Raw genomic sequence first — 17,445 nt, 5'->3', positions numbered from 1 at the left:
GATTGAAAAAGTGCATGAATCCGGGATTAGATTCATGCACTTTTTTCATTATTTAAAGCGAATGTCCCACTATAATTGATAAATTGAAGAAACCCACGTAAAGGGAAATTAAGCTTTTACCCTTTGGTCATATTGTTCCCTCATGCGCTTTATATCTTCTTTTGGCGGTAAACCAAACATGCGCGAATATTCTCGGCTGAATTGTGATGGACTTTCATAGCCTACCCGGAAGGCAACATCTGCTGCATCCGATGACTCAGATAGCAGCAGGCTTCTAGCTTCTTGAAGTCTTAGTTGCTTTTGGAATTGGATTGGACTCATCGCAGTAACCTCTTTAAAGTGCCTATGAAGCGAAGAAACACTCAAGTTTGCTAATTCCGCAAGCTCTTCTATCTTAAAAGACTTTTCATAGTTATTCATGATATGTTTAATCACGTCACTGATTTGATGCGTAGAACTTCCTTCTATTGCTATTTGTTTCAGCATCCCCCCATGTTCTCCTTGCAGAACCCGGTAGATAATTTCTTTTCTGATTAGAGGAGCAAGTACCTTGATATCTTTCGGTGTATCAAGCAAACGAACTAATCTTGTTACCGCGTCTAGTAAAGGTTGTTCTATTTTGCTGACATACATACCTCGTTTAGCATTCTCCTTCTTGTCAACTGCCATTTGGAATTCACGTAACACCTCTAATATTTCACTCGGAGTGAATTCAAGTTTAAGAGCCAGATAAGGAACTTCGGAAGAGGCTTCAGTGACTTGTCCAGTAATTGGCAGGTTAACAGATGCAACAAGGTAATCGGCTGGACCGTATCTGAAGCGTTCCTGTGAAAGCAATACCTCCTTCATCCCTTGAACGACAATACATAAGGAAGGCTTGTGAACTCCGTAATTTGGTCCAGTTTCATTAGAATAACGGGAGAAAAATAAAGACGGAATGGAAGTCATTTGAGTCCCGTCCTTTCCTGTGTGACTCTCTATGATTTGTGAAAGTTCAACTCTTTGTCTATATAATTGTTCAAACATAAAATCCCTCCTTTGTTTTCTTCATCTGCGTTTGTCCCATTATAAAGCTAATTTACTTTCTGCGTAAATGGTTGTGAGAGGATTGTGCAATCATTTGATACGAATGTGATACCAAGGCCATTTTCATTTGTAGCATAATAAGGTTACTGAGTTAATCATACTATTCCACCTGATGTCTATTGTATGGCTCTAAAACATAAAAAAGGAAAGGAAGAGAAAAAATGCAAAAACGTAAATTAGGAAAAAGTGACCTAGAAGTTTCTGCTATTGGACTTGGATGCATGGGTATGAGCCATGGTTATGGTCCTGCTTCAGACAAAAAAGAGATGATTTCACTTATCCATTCGGCGATTGACCGAGGTGTAACTTTCTTTGATACTGCTGAAGTGTATGGCCCATATGTAAATGAAGAGTTGGTTGGTGAAGCACTTGCCCCATACAAGGGAAAGGTCATCATTGCTACTAAGTTTGGTATACAAATGGTAAATGGGAAGCAAGTACTTGACAGTAAGCCAGAACAGATTAGGAAATCAGTAGAAGGCTCACTCGAACGTCTTAAAGTTGATACTATTGACCTTTATTATCAGCATCGTGTTGATCCAAATGTGCCGATTGAGGAAGTAGCTGGAGTTGTACAAGACCTAATCAAAGAAGGGAAGGTCAAGCATTGGGGACTTTCCGAAGCCGGCGTGGAAACCATTCGCCGTGCACACGCGGTTCATCCGCTTACTGCTATTCAAAGTGAATACTCCATGATGTGGAGAAGTCCTGAAGAACAACTGCTGCCTACCCTTGAAGAACTTGGAATTGGCTTTGTGCCGTTCAGCCCTCTTGGTAAGGGCTTCCTTACTGGAAAAATTGATAAAAATGCAACATTCGGTAGCTCCGATTTTCGCAGTATTGTTCCTCGTTTTAAACCGGAAAATATCGAAGCTAATCAGATATTGGTCGAATTGATAAAGAAGATTGCAGTAGGGAAAGATGCTTCACCGGCTCAAATCGCACTAGCATGGGTGCTTGCCCAGAAGCCATGGATTGTTCCGATTCCCGGAACAAGGAAATTGGAACGTCTGGAAGAAAATCTTGGCGCAGCAGAAGTTGAGCTGACTCCTGAAGAACTGCATGAATTGAATGATGCACTATCAAAGATTGAAATTTCGGGAGAGCGCTACCCGGCAGAATACGCAAGTAGAGTGGGAAAATAAAAGACATTTAAAATTTAATAAACAGGAGGAATTTTTTATGCAAAAAGTTATTTTAAACAATGGTGTTGAAATGCCGATCCTCGGTTTTGGTGTTTTTCAAATTCAAAATGAAAAAGAATGTGAACAAGCTGTTTATGACGCTATTATGGCAGGCTATCGTCTGATTGATACCGCTGCCTCTTATCTAAATGAAGAAGCGGTCGGCAGAGCTATAAAGCGGAGCGGTGTGCCTAGAGAGGAATTGTTTATTACTACGAAATTATGGGTTCAGGATACAGGCTATGAACGCACAAAGAAAGCATTTGAAAATTCGCTGGAAAGACTGCAACTGGATTATTTGGATTTGTATTTAATTCACCAGCCATATGGAGATGTTTACGGTTCATGGCGTGCGATGGAGGAATTATACCGCGAGGGTAAGATTAGAGCAATTGGAGTTAGCAACTTCTATCCGGATCGTCTGACTGATTTCATTCTTCATAATGAAGTTGTTCCAGCTGTAAACCAGGTTGAAACGCATCCTTTCAATCAACAAATAGAAAGTGCTAAATTGATGAAAGAGAACAATGTTCAGATAGAGTCCTGGGGACCGTTTGCTGAAGGAAAAAATAACATGTTCCAAAACGAAGTTTTAGTATCAATAGCCGAAAAATATAATAAATCCGTTGCCCAGGTGGTTTTACGTTGGTTAACACAAAGAGGCGTCGTTGCGATTCCAAAGTCTGTTCGTAAGGATAGAATCATCGAAAACTTCAATATTTTTGACTTTGAAATAAGCCAAGAAGATATGGAGAAAATTGCTGCATTAGACACAAAAGAAAGTCTGTTCTTTTCTCATAGGGATCCTGAAATGGTGAAATGGATTGGTACCCGTATACTTGATATTTAATGTTCCTTCTAATCAATTCAATATTCTGAGGTGAGTTTTCCCACCTAATCCTGTTGGAGATGTTTTAAGGTGTTAAATCTATATAAAGCGTGTGAATTCTATTATGAATCCACACGCCTTCCCATTAATAAGCAACATTCGTCTGTTGCGTAAGTGGTTTCGGGAGGATCAGGCAAGGATTTAAGATAATCGAGATAACGGTCTGTTTTTCCATTTGTTACATAATAAAGTTACGCGCTATACCATAAAAACAATTCTTGGAAAGGATGTTCTCTACTATGTCTACTATTCATGATAAAAGTGAAAGTGTTATCTTCCCGAAAGGTGTAAAAGTTTCGAATGGCCATTTCATAGGGGCAGCATTTCTTGAAATGCTAGTTCCCACTTATAGATTCCTATCTAACAATGCACCGGTTTGTTCAGCCATGTCACGAGCTGACAGAGGCATTTCATTTCTGAACCACCATTCCACTGCCCCAACGACCGCCGAGCCAAAAAATTGAAGAATAACTTCTTTATTTAATCCGTAGTTTTTTCCTATTTCTATATCCACTTCAGCTTTAAACTCTTCGATGACTAAATCAAGAAAACGACTGCGAAAATATGGTGCACCTTTACTCGTTAACATCGTTGAAAAAAATAAATAATTACGTTCAAAGTATTCATACCAGACATAATTTCCTTCTTGAAATGTCATCTCAGATGCTGATTGGCATAGTTCTCGGAGATTGTCTATATGTTCTCCTATCATCTTATCCAGGAGGTCGTATTTATCCGTGTAATGAAGATAAATGGTTCCTCGATTAACATTTGCTCTGTCAGCAATATCCTGAATGGTAATGTTGTCAAAACTTTTTTCGGACATTAGTTCAGTTACAGCACTTTTTATAGCTATTTGGCTTTTGGCTATTCTTCTATCTACTTTAGACATTTTAATTCACCAATCTTTCTAAAGATAATCAACAATTTTAATTGTTCTGTTGAGTAATCAACGAATTGCGTTAATCTAACCATTGAAAGTATGAATGGCTTTTTTATAATTATTAACAGATGTTGATTAATCAATCAATATTAATTTTTATAGCATCATGTTTAGCTAATTTTTGGAATAATAAATGTAAATAAACTTCAAACAGGAGGTTATATATGGACCGTGTAGAAAAGAGCAAGGAAAAGTACAAGCAGCTATTTGGAAATGGAGTACCAGCCGCATACGCTACTGATCCTGATTTTCAGGACATTCTTAGCCACTTTATTTTTGGAGAGGTTTTTTCTCAAGGGAATCTGGATGACAAGCAACGTGAACTTATCACTCTGGTTGTGCTTGCCGCGAACCAGACGTTACCACAACTTAAGGCACATGTAGGAGCCGCACTAAACGTCGGGCTCACACCTGTAGAAATCAAAGAGGCTGTTTATCAGTGTGCTCCTTACATTGGATTTCCCAAAACATTAAATGCCCTCAACGAAGTCAATGATGTTTTCAAAGAAAAGAATATAGCTTTACCAATTGAAAGCCAAAAGACTGTAACTGAAGATAACCGTTTCGAGAAAGGATTTGCTGTTCAAACAGAGATTTTTGGAGATGTGATTAAAAGAATGCAAGAATCAGCTCCGGCAAATCAAAAGCATATACAAGAATATCTTTCCGCTTTTTGTTTCGGAGATTTTTACACTCGTGGTGGACTAGATTTGAAAACGCGAGAGTTACTTACTCTGTGTATCGTTAGCGCCTTAGGCGGTGCTGAAGGTCAAGTGAAGGCACATGTGCAAGGAAACAAAAATGTCGGCAACGACAAAGAAACAATGATTGCCGCAATTACTCATTGCCTTCCATATATGGGTTTTCCGAGAACTCTGAACGCATTAGCTTGCGTTAATGAAATTATTCCTGAAAAGTAAGAAAAGAGAATAAGAGATGCCACACATTATTGTTAAATATTTACCCAGCAGGACTGATGAACCAAAGAAAGAACTTTATGATAAGATTGTTCAAACTTTCAAAGATAAGTAAACGCTGGAGAGTCAAGCATCTCTGTTTTATTTGAAGAAATTCCTAATAAAAAATGGAAAAACCTAGTATATAAGAAAAGGTACTACAAAAAATATAACAATTTAGAGGAGACAAAACCATGTTTAATGAAACTTACAAATTATCAAATGATATAGAAATTCCAATATTAGGTCTTGGTACCTGGCTGCTTGATGATGCACAAGCAGCGCAGGCAGTGCGTGATGCGGTATCTATCGGATATCGCCATATTGATACTGCGCAGGCATATATGAATGAAGCAGGTGTAGGCGAAGGAATCCGTTCCTGCGGTATCGCAAGAGAAGAACTTTTCATTACGACAAAGGTTGCTGCAGAAGCAAAGACCTATGATGCAGTTACGCAGTCCATTGATGAGTCTTTAGCAAAGATGGGACTGGATTACATTGATCTTCTGATTATTCACAGTCCTCAGCCTTGGAAGGAGTTCCGTGAAGAGAACCGTTACTTCGAGGAAAACAAAGAAGTATGGAAAGCAATGGAGGATGCTTATAAGACAGGCAAGGTAAAGGCAATCGGTCTTTCTAACTTCCTTCAGGATGATATAGAGAATATTCTTGCAAGCTGTGAAATCAAGCCAATGGTAAATCAGATATTGGCACATGTGAGCAATACTCCTTTGGAACTAATCGAGTTCTGTCAGAAGAATGGCATCTTGGTAGAGGCCTATTCACCAATTGCACACGGTGCGGTTCTCGATAATGCAGAGATTAAGGTAATAGCTGATAAGTATGGAGTTTCTATTGCTCAGCTTTGCCTACGTTATGATATCCAGCTTGGTCTTGTAGTAATTCCTAAGACAGCAAATCCAGATCACATGAGAATCAATGCAGAGCTTGATTTTGTTATCAGCGCTGCAGATATGGAAACTTTGAAGAATGTAGAGCAGATCCAGAATTATGGTGAGCATAGCTTCTTTCCGGTATTTGGCGGGAAATTAAAGTAAACAAGTAATAAATGTCGACTTTTTTTAGCAATTGCTCAGCAGGAGGCTAAAAATATTAATGATATTTATTGGAGGAACCAAAATGGCGAAACATGAAGAAGTTAAAAATGGCGTTATTTTCCCCGTAGGCGAAAAAAATCCATTTTCACAATTTTTTGTGGGACAAAGTTATCTTAAAGGATTAGTGTCTGATCCTAAAGTCAGCGTTGGTGTTGGGAATGTGACTTTTGAACCGGGATGCAGAAATAACTGGCACATCCATCGTGATGGATTTCAAATTTTATTAGTAACTGGCGGCGAAGGTTGGTACCAAGAAGAAGGAAAACCTGCTCAATTCTTAAAAGCTGGCGATGTCATTGTCACTCACGATGGTGTGAAACACTGGCATGGTGCCGCAAAAGACAGCTGGTTTGAACATATAGCAATCACTGCAGGTACTCCTGAATGGTTGGAACCAGTATCAGATGAGGAATATAACAAAGTAAATAATAGTTGATATTAAAATTGCCCTGTTATACAGGGCAATTTTAATATCAATCGTAAGCACTATCATTTGTTTTTTATAGAAGGAGTAATACTTTGGAAAGACCATATATAATATGCCACATGCGAAAAATCATTGGAGATTATTTGAAAGTCATTTTATAGCATATTCGTCGATTATGTAAATGCTGTGAGAGGATTAGGCAAAAAGTTGATAGGAATGGGATAAGGACTTCTTTATATTTCTGGCATAATTAGTAGTGAATAAATAATGATAAACTACAATAAAAATTGACTTTACCAAGTAAAAGAAAGTGAGGAATAATCAAATGGAATATGTGAAGCTTGGAAATACAGGATTGGATGTATCACGGCTTTGTCTCGGCTGTATGAGTTTTGGCGTTGCAGAAAAATGGATTCATAAGTGGGTTCTTGATGAAGAGAAAAGTCGAACTATAATTAAAAAAGCCCTAGAACGTGGCATTAATTTTTTTGATACGGCAAATGTTTATTCAATGGGAACTAGTGAGGAATTTCTTGGACGAGCTCTAAGAGACTTTGCTAACCGTGATGAAGTTGTTATTGCAACGAAGATCCATGGTCGTATGCATGAAGGTCCAAATGGTGCAGGACTTTCGCGAAAGGCAATTATGAGCGAAATTGATAAGAGTCTTAAGAGGCTTGGCACTGATTATGTAGACCTTTATATCATCCACCGCTGGGATTACAATACCCCTATTGAAGAAACAATGGAAGCATTGCATGATATTGTGAAGGCTGGTAAGGCAAGATACATTGGTGCCTCTGCCATGTACGCTTGGCAATTTCAAAAAGCGTTACACGTAGCGGACAAAAATGGATGGACTAAGTTTGTATCAATGCAGAATCATTACAACCTCATATACCGTGAAGAGGAAAGAGAAATGCTACCACTTTGCAAGGAAGAAGGAATTGGTGTAACACCGTATAGTCCGCTCGCATCTGGAAGATTGACTCGTGATTGGTCGGAAACAACGTATCGTTCAGAAACAGATCAAATTCAAAAATCTAAATATGATGCGACCGCTGATGCTGATCGATTGGTTGTAGAAAGAGTAGCAACCATTGCAGAAAAATATAATGTTCCACGTATCCATATCGCACTTGCCTGGTTGTTGCAGAAGGAACCTGTAACAGCTCCTATTATTGGAGCCACTAAAATAGCTCATTTAGAAGATGCCTTAGGTGCTTTTTCAATTAAGTTAACTCCTGAAGAAGTTGCGTTTCTGGAGGAGCCATATGTACCACATCCAATCGTTGGGCATAATTAATTGAAGATTATCCAGATACGAATACACGGCCACTTGTGGGATGGAACAATAGTATGAATCAAATGAAAATGGTTGAAACTGAGAACAAGTTAATACTAAATTGGCAGGGGACATTATGGAATTAAGGGTGCTTCGATATTTTCTAACAGTTGCTCGTGAAGAAAATATAAGTCGTGCGGCTGATATTTTACATATCACTCAGCCTACTCTTAGCAGGCAACTGATGCAATTAGAAGAAGAATTAGGTACACAACTCTTTTTACGAGGAAAAAGAAGAGTGACATTGACAGAGGACGGTGTTCTTTTATCTCAAAGAGCAGAAGAAATTCTTACTCTAATGGATAATATAGAAAGAGATGTTGGACAGAACCATATTTCTGGGACAATATCTATAGGTAGTGTAGAGTCTATATTGGCTTCACAAATTTTATCTAATCTAATAAAAACTTTTCATTTAAAATATTCGCAAGTTAAATTTAATCTCTACACTGGAAATGCGAATGATATTAGGGAAAAGATAGATAAAGGTTTACTAGATATTGGTCTTTTACTAACGCCAGTTAATATTGAAAAATACGATTCAATTAGGCTGCCCCAACAGGAAAGATGGGGGATTCTTATGCCTAACAATGCTGCGCTCAGTAAGAAAGAATATGTCACGACAGATGATGTTGTTGGCTTACCATTAATTATTCCGAATCGACCAGTCGTCCAACAAGAGATAGCAGGTTGGTTTGGAAATCGTTATGATAATTTACAGGTCTTTGCAACATATAATCTAATTTACAATGCAGCTGCTCTTGTACAACAGCATTTGGGATATGCTATCTGTCTTGAGAGTGTAATGGAGATTCGAGGTATTGAAAATACTTGCTTTAGGCCATTTTCCCCTGAATATACTTCAAGCTGTTTGTTTATTTGGAAGAACACGAAAGTTTTTACTCCTACTACCGCAAGATTTATTCAATTTATGAAAGATACGTATGAAACAGATAAGCATTATTAATACAAAAAAAGCCAAAACCGTTTACTTACAAATGGTTTTGGCTTTTTATAATTTAATCATTCTCCTTATCCATCTTGTCTTTCCTTCTTTATTAAAAACTATGCCTTGCAGGCATGATTAAACATGTAATATAGGTATTAGTTATACTTAGGTATTCTTGCTATATTAAGGATGTTAAGTTCTTATCGATAAGAAATTGCTCTACTATTCATGAATAAAAGAAAAGTTAAGGTCTAATTTTAGGGTTTTAAGAGAGATAAAGAATAATAAATCTGTAATTAGTTTGGAGGGGAAATGATGAGTCAAAAATACGAAAGCCTAGCTCTGGAAATTGTAAATAATATCGGTGGAAGTGATAATGTATCAACACTTACTCATTGTATGACTAGGCTTAGATTTGTTCTAAATAATAATGATAAGGCTGATCGAGAAGCTTTTAAAACGTTAGATGGAGTTATCAATGTTATAGAAAGTGGCGGACAATTTCAGGTAGTTATTGGAACGCACGTTGAAGAGGTTTACGAAGAGGTCATAAAATATATCAAGTCTTATTCTGATTCAGATCTTAAATCTTCTAAAAAAGAAAAAGTAAGCGTTTTAGACAAACTTATCGATTTTGTATCAGGAACATTTAGTCCCCTCGTTCCAGCTATTGCTGGTGCAGGGATGATAAAAGCGCTTTTAGCTTTACTCGTCTTATTTAATTTGGTTTCAAGAGAGTCACAGACCTATTATGTAGTGAGCTTCATTGCTGATGCTGCTTTTTACTTTTTGCCTTTCTTATTGGCATATTCAGCGGCTAGTAAATTAAAATGTAATCCTGTCTTAGCAATGGTGTTAGCAGGTATATTAATACATCCAAATTTTATTCAATTAAATACAGCCGGAGAAGATGTTCACCTTTTTGGTATTCCTATGAGACTTGTTTCTTATGGCTCCTCTGTAATCCCAATTCTTTTGATTGTTTGGGCACAGTCTTATATAGAGCGTGGGGTAAAAAAGATAATTCCGGATGCTATTAAGATTATTTTCGTACCTATGATTACAATTTTTGTCACTGCAATAATAGCTTTAACTGTATTAGGGCCACTTGGTTCTTTTGTCGGGGATTATATGGCGAGGGGATTTGAGTTTTTAGGATCCTATGGTTCTTGGTTAATTATTTTCTTGGTTGCTACTTTATGGCCATTACTGGTTATGTTTGGTATTCACCATAGCATTGTTCCATTGTCGTTAGCGCAAATTACAACATTAGGGTATGAAAATATCCTAGGCCCTGGAGCTATTATTTCAAATATTTCTCAAGGTGTCGCTGCATTGGTAGTAGGTTGGAGAACGAAAGATCAATCATTAAAACAAATCGCAAATACCGGTGGAATTACCGGTTTGATGGGAATTACAGAACCAGCACTTTATGGTGTTAATTTACCTAAAAAATATCCTCTTTATGCTGCAATGATAGGCGGAGCCAGCGGTGGACTTTATGCTGGATTAATGGGAGTTTCGCGTTATGCGACAGGGGCCTCAGGTATTCCAGCTATTCCACTTTACGTCGGAGAAAACATTTGGAATTTATATAACATATTAATTGCTTCAGTAATTACAGCCGTTGTAACTGCAGTGGTAACTTATTTCTTAAGTTTAAAGTTTGAAAAAGAAACGCCTAGGCAGATAGAAAATAGCAAAGAAATAAAAACGATTACGATTGATAGCACAACGATAACGAACCCAATTAAAGGGCAAGTGGTTTCATTAAAAGATGTAAAAGACGATGCCTTTGCCTCAGAAATAATGGGAAAAGGAATTGCCATTGAACCGAGTGAAGGTAAAGTCATTGCACCTTTTAATGGGGAGATCGTTTCACTATTTCCAACAAAACATGCAATAGGTTTACTGTCAGATGACGGGGTTGAAATACTTATCCACGTCGGGTTGAACACAGTTGAACTGAATGGAAAGTATTTCGAATCATACGTTGAACAAGGTCATAGAGTTACCAAAGGACAGACTTTATTAACGTTTGAATTAGAGAAAATTAAACAGGAAGGTTACGTAACACAAACCCCTATTATTGTTACGAATACTCATAATTATTCTGATGTGCTAGTAAAGAACAGTAATCAAAATATTGATTTCAATCATGAGTTGTTAGTTCTAAAATCATAATAATATAAAATAATAGATTTCGGGAGTGTATGTAAATGAGCTTAAGAAAAGATTTTCTCTGGGGAGGAGCAACTGCTGCAAACCAGTGTGAAGGTGGTTATCTTGAAGGGAATAAGGGATTGACTACAGTTGATGTTATACCGGCTGGTAAGGATCGCGTAGCTGTAATGAAAGGCAAAATGAAAATGTTAGAATGTGATGATCAGCACTTTTACCCAAGTCATGAAGCAATAGACTTTTATCATCATTATAAGGAAGACATAGCTTTATTAGCAGAAATGGGGTTTAAATGTTTCCGATTATCTATAGCATGGACAAGAATCTTCCCTAATGGAGATGATGCAATACCAAATGAAGAAGGTTTAAAATTCTATGAAAATGTTTTTGATGAATGTTTAAAACATGGTATAGAACCATTAGTAACCATCACTCATTTTGATGTACCTATCCATTTGGTTAAGACAATCGGTTCTTGGAGAAACCGTAAAATGGTGGATTATTATGAAAGATTATGTGAAACCATTTTTACTCGTTATAAAGATAAAGTTAAGTATTGGCTTACTTTTAATGAAATTAATATGTTGTTACATTTACCATTTGGGAGCTCAGGTTTAGTATTTGAAGAGGGTGAAAATGAAGAAGCTGTAAAGTATCAAGCAGCACATCATCAGTTAATTGCAAGTGCAAAAGCTACTGAAATTGCACATAGGATAAATCCTGAGTTTAAGATTGGCTGTATGCTGGCAGGCGCAAGTACTTATCCTTATACATGTGCTCCGGAAGATGTATGGAAAGCAATGACAAGGGATAGGGAACATTACTTTTTTGTTGATGTGCAATCCCGGGGAGAATATCCAAATTATGCAAAAAAAATGTTGGAAAGAATGAATATATCCTTAAAAATGGAAGAAGGCGACGAGGAACTTTTAAAGAAAAATACAGTTGACTTTGTTTCATTTAGTTATTATGGCTCAAGATTAACAAGCGCTGATCCAGAAGTAAATACCCAAACCGCTGCAAACCTATTTCCAACATTACGAAACCCATATTTGAAAAGAAGCGAATGGGGATGGCAAATTGATCCGCTTGGGCTGAGAATAACATTGAACGCTTTATATGACCGTTATCAAAAGCCTTTGTTTATTGTTGAAAACGGATTGGGTGCTTTAGATACACCTGATGAAAATGGTTTTATTGAAGATGATTATCGAATTGAATATATTCGTGAACATATCAAAGCATTTAAAGCTGCTGTTGAAGAGGACGGAGTAGACTTGCTTGGCTATACTACCTGGGGTTGTATTGACTTAGTAAGCTCTAGTACCGGCGAAATGAGCAAAAGATATGGTTTTATATATGTCGATAAAGATGATCATGGAAACGGAACTCTGAAACGTAGTAAGAAAAAATCCTTTGATTGGTATAAGAAAGTAATAAAAAGCAATGGCGAAGATTTAGATTGATAGTTGAAGGTGGCACTACACATAGCTATGATACGAGCTATGGAGTAATGCCTCCTTTAATTTTTTAAAAGTTTAGTTCGTTGTGAATTTGGATATGAAAATTGTTGATTTGTAAATTAATATTGTTACCTAATCTATTGATATATAAGTAATTAATAAAAAGAATAAAGAACACTATTCCCATATCCGAGGAGGAATGAAATGTGGACCGTCTATGGACAAAATCATTTATTCTTATGACTGTAGGGATGTTTTTTCTATTCACTGCATTTTATATGCTGTACCCAACGCTACCGCTGTTTATCAAGGAGATAGGCGGCAACGAATCGCAGGTCGGTTTAGCTATGGGGGCATTTATGCTATCTGCGGTTATTTGTCGCCCTTTTGTGGGTGGATTGTTGGATCGGTTTGGTAGACGACCTTTCATAGTCTCGGGACTGTTACTTTTTGCAACATCAATGTACATGTATAATTGGGTTGTTGGAATTACTGGTTTGATGGCTATTAGAATATTACAAGGAATTATCTGGGGGATTTCTACAACGGCCATTCTCACCGCAGTTACGGATTTAATTCCAACCTCGCGTCGTGGAGAAGGAATGGGGTGGTCTGGCATGGCAATGACTCTGGCTATGGCAATTGGCCCGATGTTCGGTCTTTGGATTACTCAGAACCTTTCCTACCATGCTTTGTTTCTAATTGCAGTAGGGTTCTCTGCTGCATCTTGGTTCTTGACGTTAGGAGCAAAAATGTCGTTCCAGCCAAAACCAGAAGCAAGGAAAATAGAGTTTTTTGAAAAGTCCGTTTTACCGATCACTGCATCAGTATTTTTTTTGTTTATTGCTTATGGGGGCATTACCTCCTTTGTACCATTGTTTGCAGATTCAATTAAAGTAAATTCTTCAGGGACATTCTTTCTGGTTTATGCAGTCACACTTGTCCTTATCCGTCCTGTTGCAGGGAAACTTTCAGACAGTAAAGGTGAGACATTTGTCATTTTACCTGCCCTTTTGATTTCGATTTCATCCCTGCTTGTCTTAGGGTATTCGACCAATTTGTTTGGTATAATCCTTTCGGCAGTGATGTACGGTATTGGTTTCGGTTCTGCGCAACCTGCTCTTCAAGCGGCAACGATTAGTCTTGTTAATCCAGAATCTACAGGAGTAGCTAATGCTTCATTTTCGACTGCTACCGATCTCGGTATCGGACTAGGTGCAATCATACTAGGATGGGTTTCCGAATACACTAGCTACCGAATAATGTTTACCGTAAGTGCAGTATCTGTTGTGTTTTCTTTATTGACGTTCATTTTTTTAGTAAGACGCTTATTAAAAAAACAAAGTCTTTCGACTCCAAAACAGCTGTTTACTTCTAAACATACTGGTTAAAGTAGATTAGCAAAAAATACTTTTTGTAAGGTTATTATTAAATTTATGTAACAATCAATCTCAGTAATATTATATGGGGCTTATACGTAAAAAGCGTGAAATATTAAGTTTTTATTGATTAAATATTGAGATACTATTTATTGGTTTATTTTCACTATTACTCTAATCATATTCTAATCTTTCTATAATCTTTTTCTAATTAAAAGTGCTTATTGTTAAAAACAAAGGGGTTACCAAAATCTATATTTTAAAAATAGGAGGGGATTATTAATTTTTCAACCCAAGAACATAATGAGCTAGATGAAAATTATTTTGCATTCAACTTGTTGAACTAACTAAATGCTATAGCCTAATAAGTTTTTTTAAAAGTTTCCTTTTTAGAATTTCGGTAAGGCGGATGCCCTGCAAGATAGAAGATGTTATTTGGTTTACAATTAAAATTTTAGATTTTCTATTATGCCAGAAATATCAACTTAAAAAGTCGGAATCTGTATCCTATTGTTGAATTGTCTGTCTTTGCTTAATAATAGCATTGGTCTCAAAAAATACTTCCAATTTTTAAGAAAGCATAGTACGAAAGGAGAAAACAATGAAAAAATTTGCAGCAATTATTTTTTCACTTTCACTGCTTGTTTCAGCTAGCGGTTATACAAGCCATGCAATGGCAAACGAATCAAATTCAAATTCACAAACAATCACTCGAAGCGGATCTCAAGCTTCTTATAAGGGAGCGGCAGAATATTTTACCGGTAATGTACGCATTGATCCCTTATTCTCAGAAAATGATTCTGCACAATATACTGGTGGTTATGTTACATTCCACCCAGGAGCTAGAAGCGCATGGCATACACATCCTGAAGGACAGAGACTGATTGTTACAGAAGGCATTGGTTGGATACAGGAGTGGGGTGGTCCTATTGAGGAAATCAGAGAAGGCGATGTAATCTGGTGCCCACCTGGTGTTAAGCATTGGCATGGTGCCTCACCAACCACTTCAATGACGCATATCGCTCTCACGGGAGTGCTCGATGGCCAAAACGTTGAATGGCTGGAGAAGGTTAGCGATGAGCAATATGTTATGAAAGATGAAGAACAGAAGAAAGAAAAACTGAAAAATGAAACAATAGCTCTTAACGCCAAGCAGGAAAATATAGTTACCATTGCTGCATTTACTGCCGAGGGTGATTTGCCAAAATTAAAAATTGCTTTGAACGAAGGTTTGAATGCCGGTTTAACCGTAAATGACATCAAAGAAATTCTCGTACAATTATACGCTTATGCAGGATTCCCTCGTAGTTTGAATGGTATCACCGCTTTAATGGATGTATTGGAAGAGAGGGAAGCAAAAGGCATTAAAGACGAAATTGGTAAAGAAGCAAGTCCCTTACCTTCTGACAAAAGCAGCATTGAACTTGGAACGGAAATTCAAACTAGCCTGGCAGGAAGACCAGTTACAGGAGCAGTGTATGAATTCGTCCCGGTTATGGATGAATTTTTGAAAGGACACCTGTTCGGAGACATCTTCGGAAGAGACAATTTAGATTTCCAAAGCAGAGAAATAGCAACCATTGCAGCCTTAGCCAATATGGAGGGTGTTAACTCACAATTGCAGGCTCATTTTAGTATTGGGTCTAATGTCGGGTTAACCGAACATCAAATGAGAGGCATAATATCAGTTCTTAAAGCCGAAGTAGGCAATAAAGAAGCCAATAATGCTGCTGAAGTATTAGATAATTTTATAAGTACGAAGGAAAAATAATTTTCTATATTGAATGAGTCATAATTCAAATAGCTGAAAGGGAAAGGAGACGCTGATAATAAGGATATTATTTCCAAACTTTGATATAAAGCCCTTTGATCTGATTTAGAATTAAGTCCTGCAGGGTATCCGCAAAATCAAGACAACTAAATAATCAAAGGGCATAAGAACAAGTAGAAAGTTTACGGTTACTGGTACTCAAAGGCGTTTCCCAGTCAACTTAATTAACTAGATATGATAAATCTTAATTACTTTTCTTCGCCGTTCAAAAATAAAAGACTTGTAGTTTTGCTTCTATATTTTGTTAATTTAGATGTTTATAACTTTTTAGGGGAAAAGCTGTATGTCAGTCTAAGCAAGAGATTTATCTAGATTAAGTAGAATTTTATTGTTTTGAGTCATGGAACAATTTCAAAAACAGTACCTTGGTTAAAATCAGTCACTTTCATCGAGCCATAAACTCCTAAATATAATCTCGTTTGGTTTAGATTTGTTCCCAGATTAACATAATAAGCAGATTGAGATCCAAAATGATAATCAGTTTCTATCACACTAAAATCGTTTAGTTTACAATCTTGTCTTACCCTTGTATAAGCTAAAACCCCTTTAACCGGAGTTTGAGATTCTTCCTTACGGGCAAGATCAGTAAACACAACGCTTCCCGTTAAAGCGGGGATCTCTCTGCCCATATAGGCTTGCACTCCTGTAATGGCAGTTCCCGCAAATTTATCAGGTCGGGGATCTTTATGGTAATAACTAGTTAAAGGCTGAAGCCGCCTTACTGCCGTTTTAATTGCCTCATTGTAATAAGCATTGTTTTCTCATCCAATTTCGAATTTGCAGAGCATCCCCTTATAATCGATGCAGGAAAAGCACCTTCCCAACCACGCCAGCCAAAGTTAATAAATCCTTCTTGGTCAGGTTCAGAGTTTATGAAAGAAGCTTGAATAAGCTGAGTAACCGGTATTGGTTTATAATGAACGAATGAAAAAATCGACTCTACCAAATCCTGTCCGACATTTCCCACATATTTAATATACTGATTATAATACTTTTGAAATGAAATCCCTGGTATATTGCGAACGCCTTTTGCTATTACCGTAAGAGTTTCCTGAATAGGTGCGGGTAGTTCGTTAAACCACCAGAAGCACCTAGTTTTATAATTCGCGGGCGAATATCTAAAAAGGTTCTTAATCCTGAGTTTCCTATGTAAAAGATTTCTCCTATCTGGGTTGCAATAAACAATCTTTCCATTGAGTCACCCGGAAGTATCGTTGTTTTCAAAACAGTGGGTAAATTTATCCTATTTACAATGGGACGTAAACGAACCTTAACTTTTGTCAACTAACTTTACACTCCCTCTGCTTATATTCTTTTATTCCATTCTTATCGGGCAAGACCCCTAATTCAAAAATTCTAGAGAAAAAGATAGGCGGGTGATAACTAGCCCGTAAAGATCCGAAGAAGGACAGGATGTCCAAGTCAGGTGAGACATAAGGATGTCGCGGTTTAAGCGTGATAAGTCTCACTTTAAAAGAATATGATTGGAACTGTTCTATTAGTACAAGTAAGGGGTGAGGAATCTTAAGGCATTGCACCATTTTCCGTATATGTGTCATACAGCAAAAATGATTCGATACTGTATTTGGAAAATGACATGAAAAAGACAACTTATCTTAACCTGAATTATTCATACCTTCTCTCAGGTCATGCATTTAATCAAAAATTAATTACATTTCTAAGTTTTTAAAAGA

General features: G+C 37.1%; 13 protein-coding genes and 1 pseudogene. 11 read left to right on the top strand and 3 right to left on the bottom strand.

Annotated elements, in window-relative coordinates; all coding sequences use genetic code 11:
• Positions 1 to 108: 108 nt before the first annotated feature.
• On the bottom strand, positions 109 to 1,026 hold the full coding sequence (locus Q1B07_RS17075) for an AraC family transcriptional regulator (protein WP_299092297.1): 918 nt from the start codon (positions 1,024 to 1,026) through the stop codon (positions 109 to 111).
• A gap of 221 nt (positions 1,027 to 1,247) precedes the next feature.
• On the opposite strand from Q1B07_RS17075, the gene Q1B07_RS17070 reads away from it, so the two are divergent.
• Both Q1B07_RS17070 and Q1B07_RS17065 read left to right on the top strand, forming a co-directional pair.
• The gene (locus Q1B07_RS17070; RefSeq protein ID WP_299092299.1) at positions 1,248 to 2,231 is read left to right on the top strand and encodes an aldo/keto reductase; all 984 of its coding nucleotides are present in this window, start codon (positions 1,248 to 1,250) and stop codon (positions 2,229 to 2,231) included.
• A 37-nt stretch (positions 2,232 to 2,268) separates the two neighbouring features.
• Positions 2,269 to 3,120, top strand: a complete 852-nt coding sequence (locus Q1B07_RS17065; RefSeq protein WP_299092301.1) for an aldo/keto reductase — start codon at positions 2,269 to 2,271, stop codon at positions 3,118 to 3,120.
• 385 nt (positions 3,121 to 3,505) lie between these two features.
• Here Q1B07_RS17065 and Q1B07_RS17060 read toward each other — a convergent pair whose 3' ends face one another.
• A complete protein-coding gene (locus tag Q1B07_RS17060) occupies positions 3,506 to 4,051 on the bottom strand; it encodes a TetR/AcrR family transcriptional regulator (RefSeq protein WP_299092303.1) in 546 nt (181 codons plus the stop codon).
• 215 nt (positions 4,052 to 4,266) lie between these two features.
• On the opposite strand from Q1B07_RS17060, the gene Q1B07_RS17055 reads away from it, so the two are divergent.
• The 9 genes from Q1B07_RS17055 (at position 4,267) to Q1B07_RS27060 (ending at position 15,691) form a co-directional block, all read left to right on the top strand.
• Positions 4,267 to 5,022, top strand: coding sequence for a carboxymuconolactone decarboxylase family protein (locus Q1B07_RS17055; RefSeq protein ID WP_299092305.1), 756 nt, complete (start codon positions 4,267 to 4,269; stop codon positions 5,020 to 5,022).
• Positions 5,023 to 5,252: 230 nt separating this feature from the next.
• Entirely contained in the window at positions 5,253 to 6,116 is an 864-nt protein-coding gene (locus Q1B07_RS17050) for an aldo/keto reductase (RefSeq protein ID WP_299092307.1), read from the top strand.
• Between the two features lie 82 nt (positions 6,117 to 6,198).
• The gene (locus Q1B07_RS17045) at positions 6,199 to 6,612 is read left to right on the top strand and encodes a cupin domain-containing protein (RefSeq protein ID WP_299092309.1); all 414 of its coding nucleotides are present in this window, start codon (positions 6,199 to 6,201) and stop codon (positions 6,610 to 6,612) included.
• A gap of 316 nt (positions 6,613 to 6,928) precedes the next feature.
• On the top strand, positions 6,929 to 7,909 hold the full coding sequence (locus tag Q1B07_RS17040; RefSeq protein ID WP_299092311.1) for an aldo/keto reductase: 981 nt from the start codon (positions 6,929 to 6,931) through the stop codon (positions 7,907 to 7,909).
• A gap of 115 nt (positions 7,910 to 8,024) precedes the next feature.
• On the top strand, positions 8,025 to 8,915 hold the full coding sequence (locus Q1B07_RS17035) for a LysR family transcriptional regulator (RefSeq protein ID WP_299092313.1): 891 nt from the start codon (positions 8,025 to 8,027) through the stop codon (positions 8,913 to 8,915).
• A 294-nt stretch (positions 8,916 to 9,209) separates the two neighbouring features.
• Entirely contained in the window at positions 9,210 to 11,081 is a 1,872-nt protein-coding gene (locus Q1B07_RS17030) for a beta-glucoside-specific PTS transporter subunit IIABC (RefSeq protein ID WP_299833131.1), read from the top strand.
• Between the two features lie 35 nt (positions 11,082 to 11,116).
• Positions 11,117 to 12,544 carry a 6-phospho-beta-glucosidase gene (locus Q1B07_RS17025; protein WP_299092317.1) on the top strand — a complete coding sequence of 476 codons (1,428 nt, stop codon included), beginning with the start codon at positions 11,117 to 11,119 and terminating at the stop codon, positions 12,542 to 12,544.
• Positions 12,545 to 12,747: 203 nt separating this feature from the next.
• Positions 12,748 to 13,932: an MFS transporter gene (locus tag Q1B07_RS17020; RefSeq protein ID WP_299092319.1), complete on the top strand. Its 1,185-nt coding sequence runs from the start codon at positions 12,748 to 12,750 to the stop codon at positions 13,930 to 13,932.
• 589 nt (positions 13,933 to 14,521) lie between these two features.
• Positions 14,522 to 15,691 carry a carboxymuconolactone decarboxylase family protein gene (locus Q1B07_RS27060; protein WP_366945214.1) on the top strand — a complete coding sequence of 390 codons (1,170 nt, stop codon included), beginning with the start codon at positions 14,522 to 14,524 and terminating at the stop codon, positions 15,689 to 15,691.
• A 398-nt stretch (positions 15,692 to 16,089) separates the two neighbouring features.
• On the opposite strand, the pseudogene Q1B07_RS17005 reads toward Q1B07_RS27060, so the two are convergent.
• Positions 16,090 to 17,035: pseudogene (locus Q1B07_RS17005) on the bottom strand (hypothetical protein).
• Between the last annotated feature and the right edge of the window lie 410 nt (positions 17,036 to 17,445).

This window comes from uncultured Metabacillus sp. (assembly GCF_947503125.1).
Classification (GTDB): domain Bacteria; phylum Bacillota; class Bacilli; order Bacillales; family Bacillaceae; genus Metabacillus.
Note: the sequence above shows the minus strand (reverse complement) of the source record. Positions and strands in the feature narration are given on the sequence as shown.

Coding starts and splice junctions, on each gene's coding strand:
- Q1B07_RS27060 (WP_366945214.1), top strand. CDS start 14,522: ATGAAAAAATTTGCAGCAATTATTTTTTCACTTTCACTGCTTGTTTCA.
- Q1B07_RS17050 (WP_299092307.1), top strand. CDS start 5,253: ATGTTTAATGAAACTTACAAATTATCAAATGATATAGAAATTCCAATA.
- Q1B07_RS17035 (WP_299092313.1), top strand. CDS start 8,025: ATGGAATTAAGGGTGCTTCGATATTTTCTAACAGTTGCTCGTGAAGAA.
- Q1B07_RS17065 (WP_299092301.1), top strand. CDS start 2,269: ATGCAAAAAGTTATTTTAAACAATGGTGTTGAAATGCCGATCCTCGGT.
- Q1B07_RS17040 (WP_299092311.1), top strand. CDS start 6,929: ATGGAATATGTGAAGCTTGGAAATACAGGATTGGATGTATCACGGCTT.
- Q1B07_RS17075 (WP_299092297.1), bottom strand. CDS start 1,026: ATGTTTGAACAATTATATAGACAAAGAGTTGAACTTTCACAAATCATA.
- Q1B07_RS17025 (WP_299092317.1), top strand. CDS start 11,117: ATGAGCTTAAGAAAAGATTTTCTCTGGGGAGGAGCAACTGCTGCAAAC.
- Q1B07_RS17045 (WP_299092309.1), top strand. CDS start 6,199: ATGGCGAAACATGAAGAAGTTAAAAATGGCGTTATTTTCCCCGTAGGC.
- Q1B07_RS17070 (WP_299092299.1), top strand. CDS start 1,248: ATGCAAAAACGTAAATTAGGAAAAAGTGACCTAGAAGTTTCTGCTATT.
- Q1B07_RS17030 (WP_299833131.1), top strand. CDS start 9,210: ATGATGAGTCAAAAATACGAAAGCCTAGCTCTGGAAATTGTAAATAAT.
- Q1B07_RS17060 (WP_299092303.1), bottom strand. CDS start 4,051: ATGTCTAAAGTAGATAGAAGAATAGCCAAAAGCCAAATAGCTATAAAA.
- Q1B07_RS17055 (WP_299092305.1), top strand. CDS start 4,267: ATGGACCGTGTAGAAAAGAGCAAGGAAAAGTACAAGCAGCTATTTGGA.